18 protein-coding genes are annotated in these 16,663 nt (G+C 33.7%); 3 read left to right on the forward strand and 15 right to left on the reverse strand.

What is annotated here, in order from left to right; genetic code table 11:
* Positions 1-7: 7 nt before the first annotated feature.
* From IAE51_RS04585 to IAE51_RS04605, 5 genes are all read right to left on the reverse strand, one after another.
* Positions 8-400, reverse strand: coding sequence for a DUF1149 family protein (locus IAE51_RS04585; protein WP_015426726.1), 393 nt, complete (start codon positions 398-400; stop codon positions 8-10).
* Between the two features lie 125 nt (positions 401-525).
* Positions 526-1,269, reverse strand: coding sequence for a tRNA (guanosine(37)-N1)-methyltransferase TrmD (trmD, locus tag IAE51_RS04590; protein ID WP_003130706.1), 744 nt, complete (start codon positions 1,267-1,269; stop codon positions 526-528).
* 4 nt (positions 1,270-1,273) lie between these two features.
* Complete coding sequence (gene rimM / locus IAE51_RS04595) at positions 1,274-1,789, reverse strand: ribosome maturation factor RimM (RefSeq protein WP_017864756.1); 516 nt, start codon at positions 1,787-1,789, stop codon at positions 1,274-1,276.
* A 149-nt stretch (positions 1,790-1,938) separates the two neighbouring features.
* Positions 1,939-2,751 carry a pyrroline-5-carboxylate reductase gene (proC, locus tag IAE51_RS04600; protein ID WP_017864757.1) on the reverse strand — a complete coding sequence of 271 codons (813 nt, stop codon included), beginning with the start codon at positions 2,749-2,751 and terminating at the stop codon, positions 1,939-1,941.
* A gap of 70 nt (positions 2,752-2,821) precedes the next feature.
* On the reverse strand, positions 2,822-3,817 hold the full coding sequence (locus IAE51_RS04605) for a DMT family transporter (RefSeq protein ID WP_017864758.1): 996 nt from the start codon (positions 3,815-3,817) through the stop codon (positions 2,822-2,824).
* A gap of 142 nt (positions 3,818-3,959) precedes the next feature.
* Here IAE51_RS04605 and IAE51_RS04610 point away from each other — a divergent pair, with 142 nt between their 5' ends.
* The gene (locus IAE51_RS04610) at positions 3,960-4,919 is read left to right on the forward strand and encodes an AraC family transcriptional regulator (protein WP_058204304.1); all 960 of its coding nucleotides are present in this window, start codon (positions 3,960-3,962) and stop codon (positions 4,917-4,919) included.
* Here IAE51_RS04610 and IAE51_RS04615 read toward each other — a convergent pair.
* From IAE51_RS04615 to IAE51_RS04640, 6 genes are all read right to left on the reverse strand, one after another.
* Positions 4,909-5,763, reverse strand: a complete 855-nt coding sequence (locus tag IAE51_RS04615; protein WP_200094850.1) for an alpha/beta hydrolase — start codon at positions 5,761-5,763, stop codon at positions 4,909-4,911. The two genes, IAE51_RS04610 and IAE51_RS04615, sit on opposite strands and share 11 nt — an antisense overlap.
* Positions 5,764-5,876: 113 nt before the next feature.
* Positions 5,877-6,821, reverse strand: coding sequence for a ferrochelatase (hemH, locus tag IAE51_RS04620; RefSeq protein WP_200094852.1), 945 nt, complete (start codon positions 6,819-6,821; stop codon positions 5,877-5,879).
* A gap of 264 nt (positions 6,822-7,085) precedes the next feature.
* Entirely contained in the window at positions 7,086-7,325 is a 240-nt protein-coding gene (locus IAE51_RS04625) for a KH domain-containing protein (RefSeq protein ID WP_003130710.1), read from the reverse strand.
* 95 nt (positions 7,326-7,420) lie between these two features.
* Entirely contained in the window at positions 7,421-7,693 is a 273-nt protein-coding gene (gene rpsP / locus IAE51_RS04630; RefSeq protein WP_003130711.1) for a 30S ribosomal protein S16, read from the reverse strand.
* 88 nt (positions 7,694-7,781) lie between these two features.
* Entirely contained in the window at positions 7,782-9,014 is a 1,233-nt protein-coding gene (locus tag IAE51_RS04635) for a hydroxymethylglutaryl-CoA reductase, degradative (RefSeq protein ID WP_168784478.1), read from the reverse strand.
* An 80-nt stretch (positions 9,015-9,094) separates the two neighbouring features.
* Positions 9,095-10,234, reverse strand: a complete 1,140-nt coding sequence (locus IAE51_RS04640; protein WP_081043122.1) for a thiolase family protein — start codon at positions 10,232-10,234, stop codon at positions 9,095-9,097.
* A 308-nt stretch (positions 10,235-10,542) separates the two neighbouring features.
* Here IAE51_RS04640 and IAE51_RS04645 point away from each other — a divergent pair, with 308 nt between their 5' ends.
* Entirely contained in the window at positions 10,543-11,697 is a 1,155-nt protein-coding gene (locus tag IAE51_RS04645; protein ID WP_017864763.1) for a hydroxymethylglutaryl-CoA synthase, read from the forward strand.
* Positions 11,698-11,757: 60 nt separating this feature from the next.
* On the opposite strand, the gene IAE51_RS04650 is transcribed toward IAE51_RS04645, so the two are convergent.
* Both IAE51_RS04650 and IAE51_RS04655 read right to left on the reverse strand, forming a co-directional pair.
* Positions 11,758-12,465, reverse strand: coding sequence for a glucosamine-6-phosphate deaminase (locus tag IAE51_RS04650; protein WP_003130716.1), 708 nt, complete (start codon positions 12,463-12,465; stop codon positions 11,758-11,760).
* A 151-nt stretch (positions 12,466-12,616) separates the two neighbouring features.
* A complete protein-coding gene (locus IAE51_RS04655) occupies positions 12,617-13,579 on the reverse strand; it encodes an alpha/beta hydrolase (protein WP_200094854.1) in 963 nt (320 codons plus the stop codon).
* A gap of 295 nt (positions 13,580-13,874) precedes the next feature.
* Between IAE51_RS04655 and queA the strand changes: the two genes are divergently transcribed.
* Positions 13,875-14,912, forward strand: coding sequence for a tRNA preQ1(34) S-adenosylmethionine ribosyltransferase-isomerase QueA (gene queA / locus IAE51_RS04660; protein ID WP_129880944.1), 1,038 nt, complete (start codon positions 13,875-13,877; stop codon positions 14,910-14,912).
* A 76-nt stretch (positions 14,913-14,988) separates the two neighbouring features.
* Here the strand turns inward: queA and IAE51_RS04665 are convergent, their stop codons facing one another.
* Positions 14,989-15,300, reverse strand: coding sequence for a helix-turn-helix transcriptional regulator (locus tag IAE51_RS04665; RefSeq protein ID WP_003130721.1), 312 nt, complete (start codon positions 15,298-15,300; stop codon positions 14,989-14,991).
* Between the two features lie 81 nt (positions 15,301-15,381).
* Positions 15,382-16,554, reverse strand: a complete 1,173-nt coding sequence (locus IAE51_RS04670; RefSeq protein WP_200094856.1) for a DUF916 and DUF3324 domain-containing protein — start codon at positions 16,552-16,554, stop codon at positions 15,382-15,384.
* Between the last annotated feature and the right edge of the window lie 109 nt (positions 16,555-16,663).

Genomic DNA, 16,663 nt, shown 5'->3' on the forward strand with positions numbered 1-16,663 from the left:
CTATTAATTAAAATTCCAAGTTTATTCCAGGCTGGTCTAAGGCAACCTCTGTTGTTTCATAGACCAAGCGTTTAAGAAGTTCAAACAAAGGCGCCGCAAGTTGGGCTAATTCCTCTTGTTCAAGTTCTTCTTGTTCCTTAATAATTTGTCCACGTACATAGTTCAATTGACTCACAAAACCAGAAAGTACAATATTATCTAGTACAATCAAGTAAGTCAAAACAGCGTGAATACCAGTGTCACCTTCACCAAGTTTTTCAAGTTGTTCTTTGGGAACAAGTTGAAATTGAACATTTAGATTAGTCTCAGGTGTTCCATTTTCTTTTTCCCATTCATAATTACGAGCATCATAATGAAATTGGTTAACAAATTCTTGTTCTCGTTCGATCGTTAAAGCCATTTTAAAATCCCCTATTTTTTTATTATAAATTTAGTTATATCCAGATATGAACAATAAGAACAAAGATTTCATCATCCAAATTCAGAGGATATTCCCCAATATTCAACTAAAATCTTAACACTACTTCATTCTACCACATCTTGAACATTTTCACGCAATAATTGTAGCATTTTTAACTCTTCTTCATTAGGCTCATATTTATCCAATAAATCTGGACGGCGTTCTAAGGTTTTTCTCAAAGATTCTTTTAACCGCCATTTACGAATATTTTCATGATGACCACTCATTAATACCTCAGGAACCTTCATCCCTCTAAAATCTTCTGGGCGAGTATATTGCGGATATTCTAAAAGTCCACTAGAAAAAGAATCATCTTCATGGCTAGCCACTTTTCCTAAAACGCCTGGAATTAAACGCACAACCGCATCAACCATCACCGTTGCTGCAACTTCTCCACCAGTTAAAACAAAATCTCCCAATGAAATTTCATCCGTCACCAATGTTTTAATGCGTTCATCGTAGCCTTCATAATGTCCGCAAATAAAAATTAATTGCTCTTCTTGAGATAATTCTTCGGCCATTTTTTGGTCAAATTTTTTCCCAGCTGGGTCTAAAAGAATAACACGCGCAGGTTTTTCAGGCTTCTGAGGTATTTTATCCATTGTGTCAAAGATTGGCTGTGGCATTAATAACATCCCTTGACCACCACCATAAGGCATATCATCAACATGACGTTGTTTATTCGTTGCATTTTCTCGAAAATCATGTGTATGTAGCTCCAAAATACCTTTATCTTGAGCTTTACCTACGATTGACTGATTAAGTGGGCCAAACATTTCCGGAAAGATACTTAAAATATCAATTCTCATATTTCTAGTCATCCAATCCTTCCATAATAGATACGTCCACTCGGTGTTGATTCACATCTACGTTTAAAATAACTGGCGGAATATAAGGCAATAATAAATCACGTTTTCCTTTACGTTTAACAACCCAAACATCATTAGCCCCTGGTTGAAGTATTTCAGAAATTTGACCAATTAGGACATCATTTTCATAAACATCACTGCCAATAATTTCATGATAGTAAAATTCGCCATCATCTAAATCCTCTTGGTTTTCTTCTGCAATTTTGACAATATATCCCTTATACTTTTCAACGTCATTAATATGATAAAATCCTTCAAATTTAACGACATAAAAATTCTTTTGTGGGCGACCAGACTTCACCTTTAAATCTTGAATATAATTATCCTTATCATCGAAAAGTGCCAAAACTGAACCTTTTGAGAAGCGTTCTTGAGCAAAATCTGTCGATGGCATCACGCGAACCTCTCCTTGAAGTCCTTGTGTGTTAACAATTGTTCCTACCTTGTAAAATTTTTCCATTATACAATTATACCATACCTAATAACCCCTGATTTAAATGAAACTATTTTTAAGTATATTTTATAATTAGAATTTCTTTTTATAAAAAAATAAAGCAAGAAAACTCTCTTGCTTTTTAATAACATAAATTATTTATCATATAAATCAGACTATTTACTATTAAGTTCGATGTCTTTAATGATAGTTGCATCAATTCCTTTAACAACAGTTGAAATAAATCCCTCATCTTCTAGAGCAATCAAACCAGCAACTGTTGTTCCTCCTGGAGAAGAAACTCTATCAATCAAGGTCCATGGATTTTCAGCACTCTCAAGAATCATCGCTGCACTCCCTAAGACAGCTTGAGCAGCAATTTGAGTTGCTAGATCTTTTGGAAGTCCATTTTTTACACCTGCACGAGCGATACTATCAATGAAAAGATAAGCATAGGCAGGAGAGCTTCCAGCTAATGCAGTAAAGTTTGAAAAATCCTTTTCTGGTAAAATCCAAGCCATACCGAGGGATTGAAACATATTTTGAACATAACTTACTTGCTCTTTACTTGCAAATTCATTTCCACAAACCGCAGCAGCCCCTTTACCAATCATGGCATTAACGTTTGGCATAACTCGAACGATGGAAACTTCTTCTTTACTCCTTAAAAATGTTGATAATTTTTCTATTGGCGTTCCAGCAGCAATTGAAATAAGCAAGGGTCTTTTCTCAATAATTAACTCTCTAGTTTCATTTAATATTTTTTCAATAATATTTGGCTTAACTGAAAGAACAACTACATCTACTGATCGAATTAATTCATCATTTGAGCGACAAACATTTGCTCCAATTTCTTTCGAAAATTCTGTTACCTTATCAGTCATCACATCAAAGAGATAGATATTTTTAGCTTTAATAAATTCTTTTTCAATAATTCCCTTTATAATTGCTGACGCCATATTTCCTGTTCCAATAAATCCAATTTTCATGTTTTCTTCTTTCTGTTTTAGAACATTTAAAGTTCCATTATAACTTTTTTTAATCTTTCAATATGTAATTTTATACTTGATCAACTTTTCGTAATGATTCTTTTATTCCTTCAAATTTAGGTGGACGATTAATTAAGATAATTGATAAGCATACTAAGGCTAATCCTACCATTAAGGAAACGGTAACACTTTCTCCTAAAAGGACCGCCAAAATACTACCAGAAATTGGCATAATAAATTTATAAACCGTAATCTCTCCTAAATTTCCGTATTGAGCAGCCCAATACCATAAGCTAAATGGAATTGCTGATGCCGCAGCTAAAATGATCAATAACGCTCCACCAGTTACAGTCCAATTTATTGCAGATAAACGACCACCCATAAAAAAACCAATTATATATAAGCCTAACGAACCAATGATTAAGTTCCAACCAGTCATTACAAAAGAATTTAAAGTTGAACCGATTCTTTTAGCTAGCATTGTAGCCAAAGCTGCTATTAAACCATATATCAACATAAAGCCCTCTCCTGTAAGTGAAAATGAAAACATATCACTCAAACGTACCCCACCAGTTAACTGAGAAATAATTAACCCCATGAAACCAACAACCAATCCAATCACCTTAATCGGAGTTAATTTATCATTTTTGTAGGCAAAATGAGCTAAAATTGCTGCAAAAAATATGGTGGATTGAGCTAAAATTGTTGAATTTATTGTCGAAGTAATATTGACATTTGCAATGTTAAAAAAGAAATAAGCTGCTGTAGTAGATAGAAGTCCCATAATAATGACTTCTCTCCATTGTCTCTTTTTAATATTGAATATGTTTTGTTTGATAAATTTTGCAAAAATCAATGTCATGATCCCAGCAATAAAGAAACGAAGACTTATTGTCGCCAAAACCTGCCCCAGATAATGATTCCCAAAAATTTCCGGAGAAATTTTCATCTCATTATTCATCACTTTGATAAGTTTAAAAGGGGTCCCCCAAATAATGTTAGCAATAACCGCAGCAACAGCAATAGTTGTTGCTTTAGGTACATTTTTCTTAAGTGCATCTGTCATATAGTTCCTCCAAATACTAAATTAATATTGCTCATTTTTTCACAATATTTTCATCTGCACTCATAATTATAATGAATCGCTTGCAAAAATTAAATATGTCAGATATACTTTTCTTAGTAGGTTATTTTAAGATTGGAAAAAAATGTATAAAGTATCTAGAGAACAATTTACCCATTTTTGGGACTTTTTAAAGACACTTGATTGCTATATAAAAAGTGAATCAGGAATGATTGAAGAACTAGAAGAATTTGCGAATAATCCAAATCGGGAAATTGCAGCTTTAGTTTGTCAAAATACTTCAGGTTTATTAACCTATTCTGCTCCTTACATTAGAATTATTTATGTTCTATCAGGAAAAATATCCCTTTACCTAGATAACAAGAAATCAATTTATAAAGAAGGAAGTCTTATTCTGGCTAATAAATGGACAAAAATTGATTATCAAGAGTTATCAGATGAGACAGTCATCATTGGTTTTTATTTTAAACCCGAATATTTTGATGATTCTCTCCTCAGCCAAATCATTGAAGAACCGATGCTTTATCGCTTCTTTGTTGAAAGTATTGAAAAAGATAGTGAGCAAATAAGTCACTTCTGTATCTATCAATTCGCAATCCTTGAGGATACACACTTTTACGCCTTACTCCTTTTAAAACAAGTTGTAAAAATGTGTTACTTTAATAATAAAGTTACAAAAGCTGCCTTTATTTTATTGATTGTTGAATTAAGTCATCACTCTGAAGAGTATTTAATCCTTAAAGATTCCAATATTTCCTCTAGTGTACTTATAAAAGAAATTCTTTCCTACATTGAAAATAATATTCGTACAGCAAGCTTAGAGGAATTATCTACCAAATTTTATTTTCATCCCAATTATCTTTCTTCACTTATCAAGCATCAAACTGGTTTAAGCTATTCCACTTGGCTTACCACTTATCGAATTAAGCACGCTAAAAATTATCTTACTCAAACTAATTTATCTATCCAGGAAATTCTCGGAAAAATTGGATATTCAGACAAGACCTATTTTTTTAAACTTTTTAAAACACAAGTTGGAATGACTCCTGGAGAATATCGAAAACAAAATAAAATTATTTTCTGATTTTATTAAAAAAATCTTTAGTTCTTTCAATAAAATTCTCTGCCTCTGTATCTAAATGGAGAGCATGGTAACCATCTGCAATCTCTATTAATTCTAAGTTTTTTCCAGCATTGTTTGCAAATGAACGAATGGCCACGGGCGAACAAATCTGATCTGATTCACCACAGAATAATAAAGTTGGTATTTTTAAATTTCCAGCCTGACTTTGTGCAAAACGCCCCGCTTCCATAATCTGTGAAAAGAGCCGCAAAGAAAGAAGTTCGTGATATATTCCATCTTTGGTTACTAAATCTACTAAATCATTTCGGTGAGAAATTGCTTCAACTTTTAAGCCTGTTCGAACTCGAATTTTTGGACTTATTTTTCCTAAAAAACCTGCCAGTCTTTGAAGCGGGACGGCTGGTGGGTTTGTCAGCGCCAGCCAAGGAGATTCAATTACTGCTTTTTGGTAAAGTTTTTGATTTTCAATATTTCTTAGAAGAACATTGAGTGAAATATTTCCCCCCATACTATGTCCAAACAGATAAACCGGTAGTTTTGGATACTTTTTACCAATTATCTTCCTCACTTCTAAGACATCGCTAATTAGGCTCTCGTAAGCTCTAGCTCGTCCTTGAAGTTTTGGATTAGCAGCTGCCAAAACACCATGTCCTCTCTGATCGTGCATTAGGCAAACAAAACCAGCATTGACTAATTCATTAATTAAATAGAGATAATGACCTGTGTATTCACCAAATCCATGAACTAATTGTACTACCGCTTTTGCTTTTTGGTCTGGCTCAAAAATTCCAAGGCGAATTCGGTAATGGTCTTTCATTGAAATAATTTCATACTGTTTTTTCATTGGATTTCCTTACTATTTTTAGCATATTATGAACCATTATAACAAATCCTATTTCTCTTTAGTAATGTTATAAAATTTAAAGGCCAAAACTAATAAAATAATGATTTTATTTCTCAGAGTCTATTTTGGTCAACTACTTCACTTAATACTCTAGTAAAGTCTAAAGAGTCATTAAAAGGATGAACAAAATCAAATGTTTCTCCGCCATTTTCAACAAATACTTCTTTATTTTCAATTTCTAATTCAAATAAAGTTTCTAAACAATCTGCAACGAATGCTGGTGAACAGATCAATACTTTTTTAGCATTTTCTTTGGGAAGTTCAGCAACTCTATCAATAGTCGCAGGTTCTAACCATTTTTCAGGACCAAATTTTGATTGATAAGTATGCTCGTATTCTTCTTCCCTCAAACCAAGTTTACTTACTACCAAACGTGTTGTTTCTTTACATTGCTCTTCATAAGCATCTTTTTTCTTGGTCACGTAGGACAAGGGAATTCCATGATAGCTAAGGACCAATTTATCATAGTCATTTGCTTGCCACTTTTCTCTAATAGACTCTGCAAGTAAATCGCTATAAGATTCTACTTTGTGGAAATCTCTAATTACTTTTATCTTATCATCAATTTTTTTAACTTGTTGAATTACAGGTTCAACTGTTGTTAAAGAATATTGAGGGTAAAGTGGAAGAACAGTAATTTCTTCAACACCAGATGCTTTCATCTCAGCGATTACTTTATCAATGCGTGGCTCTCCGTAAGTCATGGCAAAACGAACATCAAAATCTTCGCGCATATCCTGTAGTTGCTTTGCTTGTGCTACTGTGTAAATCATCAAAGGGGAACCTTCATCTGTCCAGATTTTTTTATACATCTCTGCTGATTTTTGCGGTCTAACTTTTAAAATAATTCCATTTAAAATCGGCAACCAAAGCCATCTTGGTTTTTGTATAACAAGAGGGTCACCCAAAAATTCTTTTAAATAATCCCTCACATCATCTGCTTCACATGAGCGCGGAGTTCCCAAAGCTACTAATAAGATTCCTTTTTTTTTATCCATTATTCCACCTATATAAAAAATCAGTTTATTTATATTTATAATCGATTGTATCTACAATTGTTAATCAATATTTTTCATTCTAGCATAATTTTTCATACAATTAAAGTGAATCTTAAAGAAGTCTTTGATTATTATTAGGAATATTCGTCTAATCTAAAAAAAGGCCTCGCTCTTCCAATTCTTTTAATATTTAATTTACTTTAAAATAAGTAAAATCCGAATCAGTAGCAAAAATAAAAGACCCACTAAGTGAGCCTTTAATTCTTATTGATCAACAAGAAGTCGAACTTTTTTTCCTTCTACAGGAACAAAGTAAACCACTGTGCGAATTGCTTGAATAATCCGACCTTGACGTCCGATAATTCGACCGATATCACCCTCCGCAACTTTAAGGTGATATTCCATAAATTCCTCACCCTCAATGAGTTCCAAAGAGACTTCATCTGGTTGAGTAACCAATGGTTTAACAATTGTTAGAACTAATTCTTTCACATCTTTTTGCATTTCTTACCTCTACTCTAACTTGAAAAATCTTCAAGTTCAATATATGTGATTTCTTTATTCACGAAAAGCTGCTAAAAAGCAGCTTATCTCAAAAATTATTTAGAAAGTTTTGATTCGTGGAATTTTTTCATAACACCAGCTTTTGAAAGAAGGTTACGAACTGTATCTGAAGGTTGTGCTCCTTTGCTCAACCATTCCAATACGCGTTCTTCTTTAAGAGTTACTTGTTCTTCAGTTACAAGTGGGTTATAAGTCCCAACTGTTTCGATGAATTTACCATCACGTGGAGCACGTGAATCAGCAACATTGATACGGTAGAAAGGTTTTTTCTTAGAACCCATACGAGTCAAACGAATTTTTACAGACATTTTATATTTCCTATTTCTATTTTTATTATATTTAATATTATAGCAGACTAATTTCGGCCTGTCAAGAAAAAATCTTGACAGTTCTTTTTTAGTTTCTGAGACTATTTAATAAACGGCGAGCTACTTCTTGATTCATCACTTTTTCCTGCCGAAGTTGCTGACTTATGACTGCTATCTCATCTGCTTTTGCACCCACGGATAATGCCAAAGAGCGAGCCTGTAAGCTCATATGTCCTTGTTGAATTCCTTCTGAAACAAGTGCGCGCAAAGCTGCTAAATTTTGTGCTAAACCAACTGCGGCGATAACTTTGGCCAGTTCTCTAGCATCTGTGATTCCTAAAATTTCCATTGCCGCTTGTGCTTTAGGTAAGACTTTCACCCCACCACCAACGGTCGCCACAGGTAAAGGAATTTCTAACTCTCCAAATAACTTTTCGGCATGAACTTCCCATTTAGCCAAACCTTGATATGTTCCTTCTTTTGCTGCATAAGCATGAATTGCTGCTGAAATAGCTCGCGTATCATTTCCTGTTGCAAGAATTACAGCATTAATCCCATTCATAATCCCTTTATTGTGTGTGCTAGCACGGTAAGGATCAATTTTTGAGTATTGTGAAGCAACTGCAATTTTTTGAGCAATTTCTAAACCATTTGTTTTTTTTGAAAGAGCATCAACTGAAATTTCACAGCTCACCTTTACTAAAGATTCAGTTGCATAGTTTGAAAGGATGCTAAACAGAATTTTTTCCTCAGAAAACCAGCCACGAAAAAGTTCTGCTACACCTTCTAATATAGAATTAATAATATTGGCACCCATTGCATCTTTGACATCCACTTTGAAATCAACTGAAATAAATTTCTCACTTGAAAAAAGTCTGCTCGAAATTTCTCTCAAACCGCCCCCACGCTTAATAATTGAAGGATACGAAAGCTTAGCTTGTTCAAATATTTCATTTTTACATTCAGATATTTTCTTAATAATTTCTTCTGGTTTCTTTACGTCATAAAATACAATTTGCCCACGCATTAACCGTTCATCTATTTTAGCCGTAAAACTTTCCGCTATTTTTGCTCCATTACTCGCAGCAGCTATAACTGATGGTTCTTCTGTAACCATCGGAACGATGTATTCTTTTCCATTAATGACAAAATTTTGAGCAAGTCCCATTGGCAATTCAAATTCGGAAATTTGATTTTCAATTAGATTGTTTAAAATATTTGTATCTAAAGCCATTTCACTCAAAACTTCCTGAGTATTTTCTGACAGATTCAATGAATCTAATCGCTCTTTGGGCGACATTTGATAAAATTTTTTTCTCATATTTTCCAAAAATGCCCAGATAAGCTGGGCAATTCCTCCATTAATTTCTTAAAAATTACTTGTTTAAACCACAATAATTTTTAAAGGCTAGGATTTTTTAAAAGAACAGCCAAACCTAGGCCTCCACCGATACAAAGACTAGCAATTCCATAGCGTTTTTGCTCACGTTTTAAGGCATAAGACAAAGTCGTGAGAATTTTAGAACCACTTGAACCGATAGCATGACCTAATGCAATTGCACCACCATAAATGTTAACTTGTGATTCATTTAAACCAAGTTCACGATTGACAGCAAGACTTGATGCTGCAAATGCTTCATTAATTTCAAACAGGTCAATATCTGAAAGTTCAAGCTCTGAACGATTAATTAATTTTTTGATAGCTTCAATTGGTGAAACTCCCATAATAGCAGGGTCAATTCCAACTTCTGTACTATCAACTAGTTCTGCTAGGTACGGAATCCCATGTTTTTCAGCATAGTCTTTCGTTGCAAGAATGACAGCTGAAGCTCCATCATTAACAGGAGAAGAATTACCTGCTGTCACAGTTCCATTTTCTTTGAAAGCTGTCCTTAAAGTGGCTAATTTTTCTAAACTAGAAGACGGACGTGGTGTTTCGTCGACTCCGACTTCTCCAATCGCAACAATCTCTTCTTTAAAAATTCCGGCTTGACTTGCAGCGACCGCTTTTTCTTGAGAGTTTTGCGCAAAAGCGTCTTGGTCTGCTCGACTTATATCAAATTGTTCAGCAATAGTTTCACCAATAATCCCCATAGAAATTCCTGAGAAGGCATCAACTAAGCCATCATTTAACATACTTAATGTTTCTTCTTGAGTTTTTCGATTCTTTATAATTGGGGCATTAGACATAGATTCTGTCCCACCAGCGATTACAACTTCTGCTTCACCAAGCTGTAAAAGTTGTTTAGCTAAAATCACTGCTTTCATTCCTGAACCACAAACTTCGTTGATTGTTGAAGCGGGCACTGTATTAGATAGACCACTATGAATCGCAATTTGACGTGCTATATTTTGACCATTACCAGCTTGAAGAACATTCCCAAAAATAACTTGTTCAACATCTGATTTTATATTTTCATGTTTTGACAATAAGTTTGAAACAACATGTGTTCCAAGTTCTGCTGCTGAATATTCAGCAAGAGCACCGTCGTATCTTCCAACTGGTGTTCTTAAGGCGTCAATGATTACAATTTCTTTCACGAATGAACCTCCGAAAGCCATTATAGCATATTTTAAACTACTTTTGTCAAAGTCTCTTTACATTAAATTAATAAACAATATCTAATCAATGACTCTATTCAAGCATTTTTTGTACCATTTAAAATACAAACCAATTTACTTAATTCCAATTTTTATTAATTAAACAAAAAATTAAATGTGTGTATTTTATAGAAAGAAAATATCTTAGCAAAGAATTTAACGTATTTTTATGATAAAATTAAAGCATTCCAAAGACATTGAAAGGAGTTCCTTTCTTTTATAATAATAAGTGAGGAAATTTTTAAAATATGAAAGTCGGTATAGATAAACTTGGATTTTTTGTCCCAAATACTTTTGTTGATATGAGGGATTTAGCAAATGCTCGTAATGTTGACCCTGCAAAATTCCAAATTGGTATTGGTCAAGATGAAATGGCAGTCAATCCTGCTACTCAAGATATTATTACTTTTGCTGCTAACGCGGCAGCAAGTATTTTGACTGAGGAAGATAAAAAAGCCATTGACATGGTCATCGTTGGTACTGAATCAAGTCTTGATGAATCAAAGGCCTCAGCCGTTGTTGTTCACGATTTGCTTGGTATTCAACCTTTTGCTCGAAGCATTGAAATGAAAGAGGCTTGTTATGCAACTACTGCTGGCCTTGCTCTTGCTCGTGACCACGTTCTTTTGAATCCTGATACTAAAGTTTTAGTTATTGCTTCTGATATTGCCAAATATGGGCTAAATACTGGTGGAGAACCTACTCAGGGCGCTGGAAGTGTTGCAATGCTTATTACGGCCGATCCTAAAATTTTGGCCTTAAATAATGATAACGTTGCTTTAACTCAAGACATCTATGATTTTTGGCGTCCTTTTGGTCAGGCTTATCCTTCTGTTGATGGTAAGTTTTCAAACGAAACATATATCGATGCTTTTGCTAAAATCTGGAAAGAGTATAGCCATAGAACAAATTTAAAGTTTGAAGACTTTGCAGCTATCGCCTTTCATACCCCTTATACTAAAATGGGTAAAAAAGCTTTATTGCCAATGCTTGAATCTGAAAAACCAGCCAATGCTGAAGAATTAATGGAACAATTTGAACGTGGTATCGTTTATAATCGTCGTGTGGGTAATCTATATACCGGTTCTCTCTATTTGAGTTTGATTTCACTTTTGGAAAACTCTGATAAATTGAGTGCTGGTCAGCGTATTGGACTTTTTAGTTATGGTTCTGGTACTGTTGCTGAGTTTTTCTCTGGTGAGCTTGTTGAAGGTTATGAAAATCATTTACTTAAAATTGAACATCAATCAATGTTGGATGCAAGAACCCGTCTATCAATTCCTGAATACGAAAACATGTTTAATCAATATTTAGATTTGAATCATAATATTTCTTTCAATGATGAGACAGATTACTCCGTTTCAGAAGTTGTTGATAATCACCGTAAGTATAAAAAAAGATAAAAAAATACTGACAGAATTTCTGTCAGTAAATAAAAAGTCCTGTCAGGACTTTTTTTTATTTTATTTGCTCAACAATGATACAGCTGCTTCATCAGCGATAACAGTAACATTAGCGTGGTTTTGAAGAATTGATGCTGGAAGCTCTGTTGTCACTTCTCCTTCAACCATTCCTTTGATTGCTTCAGCTTTTTCTTTACCATAAGCCATCAAAACAATATTTTTTGATTTCATAATTGAAGCAAGTCCCATTGAAATTGCTTTACGTGGTACATCTGCTTCTGATTCAAAGAAACGTGCGTTGGCTTTGATTGTGCTTTCTTGAAGGTCAACAACATGAGTTGTAATTTCAGCAGGTGTTCCTGGTTCATTAAAACCAATGTGTCCATTTTGACCAATTCCAAGAATTTGCCAGTCAATTGGATTTTCTTCAATAATTTGGTCATAATGTTTTGCTTCAGCTTCAAGATCAGCTGCTTTACCATTTGGTAAGAAGTTTTCTTTAAATGGTTTTTCTCCAAACAAATGTTTAGTCATAAAATAGCGGTAAGATTGATCATTTGAACCGTCAAGTCCAACATATTCATCCAAGTTTACTGAAACCATGTCTGTAAAATCAAGGTCTGAGTTAACAATTTGGTTGTAAAATTCTACTGGTGTTGAGCCTGTTGCAAGTCCCAATGTTTTAGCACCATTAGCCATTGATTTTTTAAGAAGGTCAAGTCCGATTTTTCCACCTTCGAGTTGATTTTTTACTACGATAACTTTCATTTTATATGCTCCATTTCTAAATTGGTATATATCAATTTTTCTACACTTTCATTATATCATAAATTATCTCCATGTCAACTAAAAATTGTCTTCAAAAAATACATTAGCAAAAATAAAAAGTCCTTTTAAAAAAGGACTTTTTTGTAATCAATTAAGACATATATTTTCCAACAAAATCCCAAACATGGCTCCAATATAAGTCTGGATTAACTTTTTCTGATTCTCCATGACCCGCTCCATGAACAATCAGCTTTTCTTTCTCAACTTTTGCTGCATCATAGAGAGGGTTTAACATCTTAAATGGAACGAAAGTATCTTTATCACCATGAATGAACAAAATTGGTGTTTTGCTTTTGGCGACTTGTTTAATTGCCGAAGATTTAAAGATATCATAGCCAGCTCTCATTTTAACAAAGGTATTTGCCGCATAAAGAACTGGAAATTTTGGTAATCCATATAATTGTTTTAATTGATAGGCAAAAACATCACCTGTTGATGTGAACCCACAATCTTCCACAATTGCTTTGACATTCGAGGGAAGCTTTTCGCCTGAAGTGTTCATCACCGTTGCTCCTCCCATAGAAACGCCTAATAGGACAATTTCTACCTGTGGATCTTTTTGAATAATTTTGGCAATCCAAAGCAACATATCTTTACGGTCATCCCAGCCCATGCCGATATAATCACCCTGACTTTTACCATGTCCTCTTAAATCTGGCGTAACAACATTATAACCCTTATTGTAAAAATGACGTGTCCAACTTGCCATATCGGTCGATTGTCCACCATACCCATGAACAATAATAGCCCATTTATTTGTTTTAGTTGGTTGCTTATAATCTGCAGCATAGAGTTTCAACTTCAACTTATCAGAGGAGGTAACATACCAAGCGTCGGATTTTACATACTCTAAAAATGCTTTATTTTCCTTTTTTCTTTCTTCTTCTTTTTTAGAAAGAGGCTTCTGTTTGCTCCCGGCAGTTAGAAAAGATTTATTGGTATGCGCGTTAACAGCTAAGTCATAAAAATAGTTTCCTATTGCGAAATAGCCACCAACCAAAACAACGGATAAAACTACTAAAATCCAAGCAATCATTTTTTTCCTTTTTTTCATAAAATTCCTTTTAATTTTTATTTTACCATTGTAATATTAAAATTTCTTTTTTGCAACTTCTTATATTATTTAGTAATAATCTTACAAAAACGGTGTTTTTGTCATACAATAATTCTCGTTCTTCCAAAAGCTAGTCTATCCAAAAAATGATATAATAAAACAATATGCATTGCTTTTTTATCAACCAATTGATTTAGTGATTTGAGAGAAAAATTACCTTGAAATCAACTAAACTAATTTGAAATAAATGTATTTTAGAATCCTTTTACGGAATGGAGTAAAATAAAAACAACTTATGAATATAAATGATTTTAATTTTGATTTGCCAGAAGAATTGATCGCCCAAACGCCTTTGGAAAAACGTTCTGAATCACGTTTGTTGATTCTTGATCCTAAAACTGAAGAGCTTGAAGATAGACATTTCTATAATATTATTGATGAACTTGAAGCTGGCGATGCTCTTGTCCTAAATAACACAAGGGTACTCCCAGCCCGTCTCCACGGTGAACGCGCTGAAACAGGTGGACATATTGAACTCCTCTTGCTTAAAGATATGGGGCAAAATCGTTGGGAAACATTGGCAAAACCAGCTCGCAAAATGAAAGTTGGTGAGGAAGTCGTTTTTGGTGATGGTCGTTTGAAAGCTGTCGTTGTAGAAGTTCTTGATCATGGTGGACGAATTGTCGAATTCAAATACGATGGAATTTTCCTTGAAATCTTGGAAAGCTTAGGCGAAATGCCACTTCCTCCTTATATCCACGAACAACTCGAGGATCAAGAACGTTATCAAACAGTTTTTGCAAAAGAGAATGGTTCTGCTGCTGCTCCAACTGCTGGCCTACATTATACACCTGAATTGTTAGAAAAAATTGCTGACAAAGGAGTCAAAATTGTTGAATTAACACTTCATGTTGGTTTGGGAACATTTCGCCCTGTCAGTGTGGATAATGTTGATGAGCATCAAATGCACAGCGAATTTTATCGTCTAACTGAAGAGGCGGCTGCTCAATTGAGAGCTGTTAAGGCTAGTGGACACAAAATTGTTGCTTCTGGAACAACATCAATCCGTACTTTGGAAACCATCGGTAGTAAATTTGATGGGGATATCCAAGCCGATTCTGGCTGGACTGACATTTTCATTAAACCTGGCTATGAATGGAAAGTTGTTGATGCTTTTAACACCAATTTCCATTTACCAAAATCAACTTTGGTCATGTTAGTCGCTGCTTTTGCTGGCCGTGATTTTGTTCTTGACGCTTACCAACATGCGATTGATGAAAAATATCGTTTCTTCAGTTTTGGGGATGCAATGTTCGTTCGCCCCAAAAAATAATTAAATTCTAATTAATTTTTATAAATAAAAAAGCCTTATAAGGCTTTTTTTATTTATAGTTTATACTTTCTTTACTCTATTTTGAAGACAACAACCATTCTTGACAAATAATGCATAAATCTTTTTTCTGATAATCATTAAGACTTTCAAAAATAATTCTAGTTCCATTATTTTTGGGGTCATTGTTTATTCCTAGCAAATACTCAGGTGTTACTCCGAAATAATGTGCCAATTCAATCAATCGAATTCCCGAAGGTTCCACACCGTTTTTATAATTATGAAGCGCATTTCTAGGATATCCTAGATCTCTTTCAACTTGATTAAAAGATTTTTTTGATATTCTTATTAATTCTTCTAACCGTGGATAGAATAGCTGATTCTCGGCCATAAAAAACCTCCTGCAATTTGTTTTACTTTTACTTAACTTTAATAAATGTAAATAATTATGATTCAAAAATCTAAGTAGAACCTAAACATCTATCTCATCAGAATTATCTTCTTTACTTATTTGCTCTCTCATTTCTTCAAGTTGAGCTTTTAATTTTTCTTTTTCTAAATCTTGCTCCTCTTCTTCTTTTTTACGTCTCTTCCATAAAATAAAGAACAAGAAGAAAAGAGCTAAAAGAATTAATAATAAACCTAACCAGATAAGCCAATTTTCATACCAAGGAGTCTTTTTAACAGTTACATCTTTTGAATTTAATTTACTTGCTGTTTTACCTAATATTGTAAAGTCTTTTGTAAATTTCCATTGATAATCAAATTTTTGTTCTTTTCCTTTTGAATCAACATAAGTGAACTTTCCGTCATTATTTTTTTGCCCATATACTGTCATCGATAGACGATACTTACCCGCTTCAAGCTTATTTCCATCACCAATAGAAACAGGATAATCAAAATTACTATTTGGTGCCATTTGCAGCATCTCTTTGTTTGCCTTATAAGATAATTTAGAATTACTTAAACCTTTGACCTCTGCTTGAACATACATTTGATTTAGATATCCAGCCATTGGATTTTGTAAATTGGCATTAATTACATTTCTATAATTAACCTGACTAGGCTCTACACTATTTAATTTCAAGTCAGGCGCAACAGTATTTTTATTTTGTTGCATCAGTAAAGCAACAACGTAAGCATATTTATTTTGAATACTTAATCCCTTAGAATTAGAATTTGTTTTCTCTGAGTCTTTCTCTTTAAAAGTAATTCCACCAGCAATTACACCATTAAAATTTTCCTTTGGCATAGTAACACTCACTTTTACTTGCTGTGAAGAGTTTGGTTGTAGTGATACTTCTTTTGGAATTGAGGCATAGTCTACTAGATTATACTTTAGTGTTGAATCTGCTTTAATTTTATTTGGTGAGTATTCAACTACACCGTTAATATTTGTTGTCGCACTAGCTATTTCTTCTTCAACCACTACTGTTTTGTCAGTAGTATTTTTTAGACTAATCGTCAAAGTTTGCGATTGCCCTGGACTCATTTGTAAATTAAAGTATCCGCTCTCGCCAATTTGGTTTTCTGGAAGAACCGGGTTCACAGAAAAATTAAATTCATTTGCATGAACTTCTTTACTGACAGTCCCTAAAGTAAAGATAGTGGCAATGAACAGTAAAACTTTTTGATAAATTTTCATTATGTTCTCTTTCTAGAACTACATCTCTGTAGTATTTTGATTAAAATCTTATAATAAAATTAAAATAAGTCCGTTATACAAAGTAGGACTAATCCCACTTTGTATAAAA

The organism is Lactococcus sp. S64, from assembly GCF_016516525.1.
Classification (GTDB): domain Bacteria; phylum Bacillota; class Bacilli; order Lactobacillales; family Streptococcaceae; genus Lactococcus; species Lactococcus lactis.

Bases quoted from the DNA above. Each gene is read 5' to 3' on its own strand.
- IAE51_RS04585 (WP_015426726.1), bottom strand. From the start codon at position 400: ATGGCTTTAACGATCGAACGAGAACAAGAATTTGTTAACCAATTTCAT.
- trmD (WP_003130706.1), bottom strand. From the start codon at position 1,269: ATGAGAATTGATATTTTAAGTATCTTTCCGGAAATGTTTGGCCCACTT.
- rimM (WP_017864756.1), bottom strand. From the start codon at position 1,789: ATGGAAAAATTTTACAAGGTAGGAACAATTGTTAACACACAAGGACTT.
- proC (WP_017864757.1), bottom strand. From the start codon at position 2,751: ATGAAAATTGGATTTATTGGAACAGGAAATATGGCGTCAGCAATTATA.
- IAE51_RS04605 (WP_017864758.1), bottom strand. From the start codon at position 3,817: ATGACAGATGCACTTAAGAAAAATGTACCTAAAGCAACAACTATTGCT.
- IAE51_RS04610 (WP_058204304.1), top strand. From the start codon at position 3,960: ATGTATAAAGTATCTAGAGAACAATTTACCCATTTTTGGGACTTTTTA.
- IAE51_RS04615 (WP_200094850.1), bottom strand. From the start codon at position 5,763: ATGAAAAAACAGTATGAAATTATTTCAATGAAAGACCATTACCGAATT.
- hemH (WP_200094852.1), bottom strand. From the start codon at position 6,821: ATGGATAAAAAAAAAGGAATCTTATTAGTAGCTTTGGGAACTCCGCGC.
- IAE51_RS04625 (WP_003130710.1), bottom strand. From the start codon at position 7,325: ATGCAAAAAGATGTGAAAGAATTAGTTCTAACAATTGTTAAACCATTG.
- rpsP (WP_003130711.1), bottom strand. From the start codon at position 7,693: ATGTCTGTAAAAATTCGTTTGACTCGTATGGGTTCTAAGAAAAAACCT.
- IAE51_RS04635 (WP_168784478.1), bottom strand. From the start codon at position 9,014: ATGAGAAAAAAATTTTATCAAATGTCGCCCAAAGAGCGATTAGATTCA.
- IAE51_RS04645 (WP_017864763.1), top strand. From the start codon at position 10,543: ATGAAAGTCGGTATAGATAAACTTGGATTTTTTGTCCCAAATACTTTT.
- IAE51_RS04650 (WP_003130716.1), bottom strand. From the start codon at position 12,465: ATGAAAGTTATCGTAGTAAAAAATCAACTCGAAGGTGGAAAAATCGGA.
- IAE51_RS04655 (WP_200094854.1), bottom strand. From the start codon at position 13,579: ATGAAAAAAAGGAAAAAAATGATTGCTTGGATTTTAGTAGTTTTATCC.
- queA (WP_129880944.1), top strand. From the start codon at position 13,875: ATGAATATAAATGATTTTAATTTTGATTTGCCAGAAGAATTGATCGCC.
- IAE51_RS04665 (WP_003130721.1), bottom strand. From the start codon at position 15,300: ATGGCCGAGAATCAGCTATTCTATCCACGGTTAGAAGAATTAATAAGA.
- IAE51_RS04670 (WP_200094856.1), bottom strand. From the start codon at position 16,554: ATGAAAATTTATCAAAAAGTTTTACTGTTCATTGCCACTATCTTTACT.